Source organism: Janthinobacterium lyxosi, assembly GCF_051380665.1.
In the GTDB taxonomy this organism is placed as follows: domain Bacteria; phylum Pseudomonadota; class Gammaproteobacteria; order Burkholderiales; family Burkholderiaceae_D; genus Janthinobacterium.
Genome location: NZ_JBNYXM010000076.1, coordinates 1 through 3,236, shown reverse-complemented (window position 1 = coordinate 3,236; position 3,236 = coordinate 1). Strand labels below are relative to the sequence as shown.

6 protein-coding genes are annotated in these 3,236 nt (G+C 62.2%); all 6 read right to left on the bottom strand.

Annotation, left to right across the window (positions count from 1 at the left end):
* Positions 1-640, bottom strand: a 640-nt coding sequence (locus tag ACQ4WP_RS29165; RefSeq protein WP_436526783.1) for a hypothetical protein, incomplete at its 3' end; no start/stop codon positions are given.
* The gene (locus tag ACQ4WP_RS29160) at positions 637-954 is read right to left on the bottom strand and encodes a hypothetical protein (RefSeq protein ID WP_436526781.1); all 318 of its coding nucleotides are present in this window, start codon (positions 952-954) and stop codon (positions 637-639) included. The genes ACQ4WP_RS29165 and ACQ4WP_RS29160, both read right to left, overlap by 4 nt.
* Complete coding sequence (locus tag ACQ4WP_RS29155) at positions 951-1,211, bottom strand: hypothetical protein (protein ID WP_436526779.1); 261 nt, start codon at positions 1,209-1,211, stop codon at positions 951-953. The genes ACQ4WP_RS29160 and ACQ4WP_RS29155 overlap by 4 nt, the downstream gene beginning before the upstream one ends.
* Entirely contained in the window at positions 1,208-1,996 is a 789-nt protein-coding gene (locus tag ACQ4WP_RS29150) for a hypothetical protein (RefSeq protein ID WP_436526777.1), read from the bottom strand. Before ACQ4WP_RS29150 ends, ACQ4WP_RS29155 begins: the two co-directional genes overlap by 4 nt.
* 7 nt (positions 1,997-2,003) lie before the next feature.
* Positions 2,004-2,408 carry a recombination protein NinB gene (locus tag ACQ4WP_RS29145; protein WP_436526775.1) on the bottom strand — a complete coding sequence of 135 codons (405 nt, stop codon included), beginning with the start codon at positions 2,406-2,408 and terminating at the stop codon, positions 2,004-2,006.
* Between the two features lie 28 nt (positions 2,409-2,436).
* A complete protein-coding gene (locus ACQ4WP_RS29140) occupies positions 2,437-3,123 on the bottom strand; it encodes a hypothetical protein (RefSeq protein WP_436526773.1) in 687 nt (228 codons plus the stop codon).
* Between the last annotated feature and the right edge of the window lie 113 nt (positions 3,124-3,236).

Here is a 3,236-nt window from a genome sequence, read left to right as displayed (position 1 = left end):
CATCCCAGTCGCCACCTGTCGATTCCCACAGGTCGCGCCAGGCCGAGCGCTCGGTTGCGCGACCGCTGGCGTCAGTCCCTTTGCACACGATGTCGTAGCGGTCCTGCGATTCCGCCAGCGCTTCCAGATCGATACCCTCGGCCACGATGTCGGCATCGCTTAAATCCTGCAGGCGCTCGACGCGCACGGATACGATCTCCAGCAGGATCCGGCTGGCCGCGCCAGGCATGAAGATAGCGGGGCGCTTGTACCAGCCTGGCAGCGCGCCTCCGCGCCCGGCTGCCAGCGGTACGTCCGGGGAATCGGCGTCGTACTGGTACGCGCGGTCGCATTCGGCCGTCATGTCGATGAAGTGCCATTCGTCGCGGCCCTTCTTCTGGCTGTAGCGCGTCACCCAGCGGCCGTAAGCGAAGAAGGTTTCGCGCACGCGCAGGAGGTCGCCAGGTCGCCCGTAGGGACAAGAACGCTTCGACTCCTGGAGTAGCTGGAGCAGGGCGACAGGATCGCCGGTCCATGGCTCAATGCGCTTGTCTGCGACCATTTCAGGCGCGGGTTTGATTGGGCGCCGCGTCTGCGTCTTGCTGCCGTCGAGCAGCGCGCGCACCATCGGGGCGCTGAACAAAATAGGGTGCTCTTTCATGCTTTTTCTCCAGTGGCCGGCGTGGCCGCAAACATATCGACGGTTTTGGTATCGCGCACTACCAGCGGCGGAAGCACGTCCAGGAATTCGCCGATGGTCAGGGTGTTGTCGCGCGGGCCATACGGCATGCATTCGATGTCCCAGTGTTCCGGCAGATCATCCTCTGTACGAATTTCTTGATCGGCCACCGCGTCGATAGGCTGGTCTTTAATCTCGCCAAAGCTCGACTTAAAGCGGATTTCGGCTTCGCGCTCGCTGGTGGCCATGACGACTGCCGTCAGGGTGGCGCTGACGGTGTAAAGGCGGTTGATCATGCCGTGTCTCCTGCGCGCTTACGGCGCTCCCATGCCGCTATTTCGCCCTGCGTCATGTGGTAGTACCCATGTGTACCGCAGTCCGGGCAAACCTTGTCCGTGACACCGGGGCCGAACTTCTTGCTTGGCACGCTGGTCATCTCGCCCTCGTAGCCGCGCCACTTGCATTTCAGCCTGCCGCAGCGGATGGGTGCCGTGTTGTAGGCTGGCCGCTCAGCCGCCTTCGGTGCCGCCATGAAGCCACCTGGACCGATCATGCTGCCTCTCCTGGCGCAGCCAGCACCGTGCGCACCAGCGATTGATCGAGCGAGGCGATGATGGCGGCCAGAACGTCATTGGTAACCATTCCTGATATCGCAGCAACCGGATTAAACGATCCGCGATAGGCTTCAGCTGTGCGCACACACTCCGCGCGCGCAGCCTGCGCCACAGCCAAGTCGCGCGCAGCGCGGCTGCCGGCCTCATGCTTGAAGGCTGCGGCCTGGCCATCTGCATAGGCCTTGCGGACCGCATCTTCTGATTCATCCTTCGGCACGACTTGGTCGGCTTCGCATGCATGGCGCAGAGCGGCGTTGGCGAGGGCGCGAATGCCAATCGAGTTCGTAGATGTCAAATGCATGCTGCCAGAAACGCACAGAGCCTCAAAGCTCAGCCGGGTTTCTGGATACGCGCGCGGTGGCGTCGGCCATGTCCAGACGGTGCCGTCGCCGAAATTCATCTGCGCATCTGCCGGGAATGAGCCTTTACAATCAGGCGCGGTTATCACATCACCCACGAACACCGGCTTGCCGTTAATCAGGCCGAGCGGGAGCATGACGAGGTCATTCGGATTGTCGGTTGCGCCCGCTTCATTGACGCGGCCGGATTTGCGGCGCGTGCCTATCAAATTGAAGCGGTCTTCGATCACAACCACGCAGCACGACGGGTCTGCCTCTTCGGCATATGCCACGAAGCGCGCGGTACCGCCGCCGGTTAAGCCGATTGGAGCACCGGCCCTTGCGTGCTCCAGGTCGAACGGCTTGTAAAATTCTGGTTTCATCATCTGCCCTTCAATAGCCGCGCTGCGGCGGTTCGCTAAAAACAATTCCGGCTTGCGCGCCGTGCGCTAGTGCGTACTCAATCAGGCTGGTCATGCGAGCGATGCTCATGGATGCGGACGATTCGCGCAGGTTGCACCACTCACCCTCGATGCCCGGCATCATTTCGCTGCCTTGGCCGGTCGCTACCGCGTGGCCCGATATCAGCAAAATCTTCCATTGCACATCGGTGCGGCGCTTACCGGCGAAATCCAGTTGCTTGGCGAAATCGCCGCAGATTGCGTGAAACTTGGCGTTCTGCTCAAGGTTGCGGGTCACGTCCTGAATGACCACAGCCTGCCCGAGCGGCGTGTCGAGCACCGCCTGGGCGCAGCGCCGGCGCACGACGTCGGTGACGAGGACGAAAGGGCGCTTCATGGCGGTGCGCCGGCCGCGCGGCGCGCCGTCATGCCGGCACCGCCTCTGTCGCCAGCCGCTTGGCCACGTCGTATTGCTCGATGCCCCAGGCCAGCGCGTAGCAGCACCAGAGGAAGCGGAACGTGTATTCCTTCGTATCGACCTCCCAAAAATCGGTGAACTCGAACTTTGCATCCGGGCCATGGAATGCCTTCCAGGCATCGCCGGCGTGCGTGAAGTCGTTCGCGGCGTCGAAACATCGCACCTCGTTGCTGTCCGCGCTCAGTACCTCCGACTCGACCTCGGCGCGCAGCTCGGCATAGGCTCCAGCCCAAAGCACAAGCTGCTCAGGCTCGTCGTCGCCAGGCTTGTCGCCTTCTGCTTGCTGGTCCATCCAGTCATTTATCTGGCGCGTGAATTCATCGTGACTATGTTTCTCCACTCCGGTGCGGTCGGCCGCCTCGATCTTCTCGGCCCAGTAACGGTGATCGATGCCGTCCAGGCGTCCGTTCTTGCGGAAGAAGCCGAACATGTCTTGCGTGCGCTGGAAAACGTAGGTGCCCATGTCGCCGCTGTAGCACAGGAAACCCGGCCAGGTGACCAGATCGAAGAACATGTTGCTGCTGTCCGGCTGCTTGAACCGGATGTGGCGGTGCACGCCGTCATCGCGGATCACGGTCATTTCGTGCTTGGCTACGTCGCGCAGGAAACGTTCTTCGGAACAGGCGGCGCTCATGCTTTTTCCGCCTTCGACGCCGTCACGCGCTCCAGGTCATGGCAACCGCTAACGCCTTCAAGCCAGATGACTGCGCTGTGGCCACCCATGACCTGCGCCTCGCTGGTCGTGAC